The sequence below is a fragment of the Sandarakinorhabdus sp. genome (assembly GCF_031422795.1).
Lineage (GTDB): Bacteria > Pseudomonadota > Alphaproteobacteria > Sphingomonadales > Sphingomonadaceae > Sandarakinorhabdus.
In genome coordinates this window covers 1-5506 of sequence record NZ_JANPML010000349.1, presented here as the reverse complement: position 1 = coordinate 5506, position 5506 = coordinate 1, and the positions used below count along the sequence as shown (strand labels likewise).

General features: G+C 66.2%; 6 protein-coding genes. All 6 read right to left on the bottom strand.

Annotation, left to right across the window (positions count from 1 at the left end; genetic code table 11):
• A partial coding sequence (locus RMO81_RS12265) for a terminase large subunit domain-containing protein (protein WP_310476176.1) occupies positions 1–756 on the bottom strand: 756 nt, incomplete at its 3' end.
• 44 nt (positions 757–800) lie between these two features.
• On the bottom strand, positions 801–1217 hold the full coding sequence (locus RMO81_RS12260) for a hypothetical protein (protein ID WP_310476175.1): 417 nt from the start codon (positions 1215–1217) through the stop codon (positions 801–803).
• A 219-nt stretch (positions 1218–1436) separates the two neighbouring features.
• Positions 1437–2903, bottom strand: coding sequence for a serine hydrolase (locus tag RMO81_RS12255; RefSeq protein ID WP_310476174.1), 1467 nt, complete (start codon positions 2901–2903; stop codon positions 1437–1439).
• The gene (locus RMO81_RS12250; protein WP_310476173.1) at positions 2900–4033 is read right to left on the bottom strand and encodes a serine hydrolase domain-containing protein; all 1134 of its coding nucleotides are present in this window, start codon (positions 4031–4033) and stop codon (positions 2900–2902) included. The genes RMO81_RS12255 and RMO81_RS12250 overlap by 4 nt, the downstream gene beginning before the upstream one ends.
• Complete coding sequence (locus RMO81_RS12245) at positions 4030–5196, bottom strand: deoxyguanosinetriphosphate triphosphohydrolase (RefSeq protein WP_310476172.1); 1167 nt, start codon at positions 5194–5196, stop codon at positions 4030–4032. The genes RMO81_RS12250 and RMO81_RS12245 overlap by 4 nt, the downstream gene beginning before the upstream one ends.
• Positions 5193–5506 (bottom strand): CoA transferase (locus RMO81_RS12240; RefSeq protein WP_310476171.1); only part of this gene is annotated, 314 nt, incomplete at its 5' end. The genes RMO81_RS12240 and RMO81_RS12245, both read right to left, overlap by 4 nt.

Genomic DNA, 5506 nt, shown 5'->3' with positions numbered 1-5506 from the left:
GCGGCCCGTTGCCGTGCCGCCAAAGCGCTTCTCCAAACGTGCCACATAGGTTTTCGGTAGATTGGCTGCATTGTCGGACGTGCTGCCCCGCGTCATCACTACATCCGGTTCGGCAATCAGCGATTTCAGCCAGGCCAGCGGCAAGGGCGTTGTGGTCAACATGATCTGCGGCGCGGGACCCAGCCGGGTCGCCATGCGCAGGTTCATCAACATGTCCTCCCCGCCCGCCCAATGAGCAAATTCATCGCCCCAGGCATAATCGAACTGGCCGCCGCGCAGAGCATCGGGCTCGGCGCCGGAATAGATCCGCGCCTCGCTGCCATTGCTCCACAACAAACGCTTGGTACTGGGCTGCCAGGTCAACTCCGCACCGGGCGGCACCCGCGCCAGCAGGCCGGATTCGCCTTCCACCATCACGGCGCGGGCCGCATCCAGCGTGGGCGCTACCAGTGCAAATCGGCGGCCTCCCGCTGCAGCGCGGGCATGCACATATTCGGCACCGGCCAAAGTCTTGCCAAAGCCGCGCCCGGCTAGGATCACCCAGATTGCCCAATCTCCGTCGGGCGGACGCTGGGCAAGCCGCAGACTGCCCTCACCAGACAAGGCGCAGAGCAGCACTTCCTCGCCATAACGGCGCACCAGGCGGCGGCGGTGCGCCGCCGGCAGGTCGCGAAAAACCTCAAGCAACGTTGCGGTTGGCGGCGCGGCATCGCCCATGGCAAACACTCCCGGCGATCCGGCCTTGCGCCCGGTCATCAGCTGTCGCGTGGCCCGAATTTTATCGGGTGGTGACGCCTGGATCAGGCCGCCTTGGCCCGGGTGCGGCGCGCTGCCTCTCCGGCCAGATCGCGCAGTTCGGCCCGCAGCCGCGCCACGCTGGCACTTTCCACCGGTCGGCCATGCTGGCGAGTAACCGGCTTTTCCCGTCTGTCGATGATCGCCATCGCCAGTCTTGAGTCCAGCAGGCCCGTCAAGGCCCCGCTCGCCTTACGCACAATTCCCGTCTCTGCCGGTGCATCAGCGCGCGCCAGCAGCTCGGCCAGCACCCGGCTTTCCAGACGTTCCCAGGCATAGCCCAGAGCCGCCTGCCAGCCCGCGGCAAAGCGAGGATCTGCATCGCGCTGACGGAACAACTGCATCAGCGGCAAGCCAACGGCATCGGCGGCCAACGCCGGGTCGCCCAAGCGGATCAATTGTTCCAGAAAGGCATCGCGCACTTGCTGGCTGGCCTGAAGCCGCCCCGTCGCGGCCGGGGGCCGGGATTTGGGCAGGTCTTCTGGGGCGCCGGCCCGGACCGCAGGCACAACAACATCATGCAACATCAATTCTGGTTCCTGGCAGTTTGCGCTTCCAGCCCTGTTCAGGCCGATTCCGCAGGCATGCCGTATTGATAACCAAAAGCGTTACGTTAGTCAAGCAATAAAGTGCCTATTTGGTTATTTTTTATCCAAAGCCGCAACCACCTCGGCGGCAAAGCGTGGCATCTGGAACGGCGCGGCAGGCAGATCGAAACCGCGCCGGATCACGATGATGTTCCGCCCCGGCACGATCACGGCATATTGGCCGCGATTGCCGTTCATCGCATAGGTGCCCGCTGGCAGCGCCGGCACCGCATCATGCGCGCCCAACCCTCCCCAGCGCCAGAAACCGGCGCCATAGCCTTCGGCGCGGCCCTGCGGTTGGGTCATCGCCGGGGCTTCGACAAACGCCGCCCAATCGGGCGGCAGCAGTTGCTCGCCGCCCAGCCCAAGGCCGGATCTGCCGCCGTTCTGATACAATAAGGCCAGCCGCGCCAGATCGCGCGCCGTCATCCACACCTGGCTCGACAGCACGAAATCACCCTGCCAATCGGATTCCGGCGTGGTGCGGGTCATGCCCAGCGGCCACAGCAGTTCGGTAAACGGGAAGGCCAGCGCCGCGTGGCGTCCGTCGTCTTTGACGCCATCCTTGGCCCCATCCTTTTCAGCCAACGTGCGCGAAAGTGACAGCGCCGCCAGCATGGTATCGTTGTTGCTGTAGTTGAAGTGGCTGCCCGGTGCGTGCTCCAGCGGCATCGTTGCCGCCGTCTGCGCCACCAGCGCGCCGCCCACATACACCTCGTCCGTGCGGTTGCCCGGCCCTGCCGTCCACAGGCCGCTGTTCATGCGCAGCAGCTGGTTCCAGGTGATGGCGGCGCGCGGATCGCTCGGCGCCTGCCACTGCGGCACCGGCGCCGGCTGGTTCACGTCCACCAGCCCCTTTTGCACCGCCCGGCCCACCAGGGTGGCTGTCAGTGATTTGGCCACGCTCCACGTGCGCTGCGGCGTGTGCATCGCCCAATCAGCGCGATAGCGTTCCGCGATGATCTTGCCGTCTTTCAGCACGATCACCGCCGTGGTGCGATCGTTGCCAAACTCTGCGGCAAAGGCCGTCGCCACGACCGCATCCAGCGCAGCACGCGCCTTGCGCTTCTTCAGCGGCTGCACCGCGCCGGCATCGCCCAGCGGCCACGCCTTGGCATCGGTTGCCGCCAAATCAGGCGCCGTCAGGCCCGGCACCAGCCGCGGCAGCGACGCTGCGGCATCCGGCCCGGCTCCCGGCGGCAATTGTGCACAACCCAGCAATGGCCGCCACACCGCGATGCGGGGCGGCATATTGTCGGCGAAACGAACCGATACGGTTCGCGTTGCTTCGTCGATAGTGGCAGGCAAATTGGTCACGCTGTCCTGATACTCGCGGTAGATGCCGGTCAGATCGTCGCGCTCAATGCTGGCGACATCCTGTCCGGCGTTCCAGCGCCCGGAGCAGAGGAAGGCCGCCTTGTAACCCGCTGCCAGCGCCAGGTGGTGGGCATCCTTGGGCGGGTCTTCGGCGGCAGCGACAGGTGCAGCCAGCAACGCCGCCGCGATCAATGCCTGCTTCATGTCATCAAGGCTCCCCACACGCCGGCCATCAGCATCCCGGCGCGCATGTCGCCCACAGTGGTGCCGGCCATCTTGTTCATTACATAGCTCATACACAGGCGGGCATCCATGTCGCACACCACCAGCGATCCGCCATAACCACCCCAGAACACGGTATTGGGGTTGGGCATCGGCCGCGTCGGCCCGGCCATGCCATATCCCATGCCGTAACGCACCGGCATGTTCAGCACCTGATCATGGCCTTCGATCTGCAGTTCCAGCGCCTTGCGTACGCCAGCCTCGCTCAGCAGCCGCTTGCCACCGGCAACACCGCCATTGGCCATCAAGGTCTGCACTGCCACGACCGAGCGTGCATTGCCGTGGCCGCCCGCCGCCGGAATCTCCGCCGCTCGCCACGCCCGAGTCCGGGTTTCGAGCGGATTGATCGGGGGATTGCTGGACATGTTTTGCGCCAGTGCCGATTGCGGACCCTCGCTGATGGAAGCGCCCTGCGGCGGCGGCACCAGATCGGCGACGCGGCCATCGTGGGCGGCATCCAGCCCGATGTGGAAATCAGCGCCCAGCGGCCCGGCCAGCTGCTCGGCAAAGACCGTGCCCAGCGATTTGCCGGTGATGCGCCGCACCACTTCACCCACCAGAAATCCTTGCGTCACGGCGTGATAGCCCGGCGCGGTGCCCGGTTCCCAGAACGGCGCCTGCGCCGCCAAGCGGCTGGTCACCAGATCCCAATCATAAAGATCGGCTGGCTGCATCGGCTCGTGAAAGCCCGACAGGCCGGCGGCGTGGCTCATCAAATGGGCCACCGTCACGTCCTGCTTGCCGGCTGCGGCAAACTCCGGCCAGTAATGGGCCACCTTCTCTTCAAACTTCAGCGCGCCCTGGTCGGCCAGCCACAGCGCGGTGAGCGCCGTCATGGTCTTGGTGGTGGAATAGACGTTGACGATGGTGTGTTCTTGCCAGGGCCGCGTCTGTTCGGCATCGGCCCAGCCGCCCCACAGGTCGATCACCGGCTCGCCATTCAGCGTGGCGGCGAAACTGGCGCCGATATCGTCGCCGCGCGCCAGGGCCGCAGCAAAGGCGCCGCGCACGGCCTCGAACTTGGGATGCACAAAACCCTGAACGTCACTCATGTCACCATCTCCTCGGGCAGGGGCGATGGCCCCACCAGTTCACGATATAGTTTCAGCGCATATCGATCGGTCATGCCAGCCACGAAATCGCCAACATGGCGCGCCCGGCCCGGTTCGTCAGCCGGGCAGGTCGCCGCCCAATCGCCGGGCAATCGCGCCGGATCGGAGTGGAGCGCGGCAAACAGCCCCTCCACAACCGCTTCTGATGGGTCGCGCAGCCGCGCCACTGCCGGCGCGCGATACATGCGCTCGCGCAGGAAGTCCTTCAACGCGCGCACCTCGGCCGACAGCCCATCCGACAATCCGGCAATCGTATGGCCGGCGTTGCGAATGTCCTCAACACGGCCCGCATCAATCGCGGCCAGTCGCACCCGCGTGGTGCTGAGCAGATCCGTCACCATCCGCCCCATCTGTTCGCGCACCAATTCAGGCACCAGGCGTCGCCTCGCCGAAATGCCGGGCCAGCGCTGCGTGACAGCCGCCCAGCAATCGGCCACGAACGGCACGGCGGCCACCACCTCGTCAATCTCGAACAGGCCAGCACGGATGCCATCATCCAGATCGTGATTGTCGTAGGCAATATCGTCGGCGATGGCGGCGATCTGCGCTTCCAGCCCGGCATGGCTGGTCAGGTCGAGCGGCCAGGCCGCATCCACCCCAGCCAGCGCCCAGCCCGGTTCAAAGATCGGCCCGTTGTGCTTGGCCAGCCCTTCCAGCGTCTCCCACGTCAGGTTCAGGCCATCAAAGCCGGGGTGCCGGCATTCCAGTTTCGTCACGATGCGCAGGGCGTGTCCGTTGTGATCAAAGCCGCCCCACGGCGCCATCACCCGTTCCAGCGCGTCCTCGCCGCTGTGGCCAAACGGCGGGTGGCCCAGATCATGCGCCAGCGCCAGCGCCTCGGTCAGATCTTCGTCCACCTGCAGCGCCCGGGCCAGGCTGCGGGCGATCTGCGCCACTTCCAGGCTGTGGGTCAGCCGCACGCGAAAATGATCGCCATCGGGGGCAACAAACACCTGCGTTTTATAGCGCAGCCGGCGGAACGCACCGGCATGGATGATCCGGTCTCGGTCACGCGCAAACGGGCTGCGCGTCGCGGACGGCGCTTCGGGGAGCAGCCGCCCGCGTGACGCCTGCCAGTGGGTGGCAAACGGCGCGAGGGTCAACGAACCGTCCCGGCCGCCTTCAACGCCTCCACGCGGCCACCGTCATAACCCAGCTCGGCCAGAATCGCGTCGGTATCGGCGGTCTTGGTCATGCGCGGCGCATCGCTTGACGTGACCGAATAACGCGGCGCCGGCGCCGGCTGCATCACGCCATCAGCTTCCACGAAGGTGCCGCGCGCCGCGTTGTGCGGGTGGTGCGGCGCTTCGGCCATGCTCAGCACGGGTGCAAAGCACACGTCGGTCATTTCCATGTCCGCACACCAGTCATCGCGGGTGCGGGTCTTGAACAGCGCCGTCAGCCGCTCTTTCA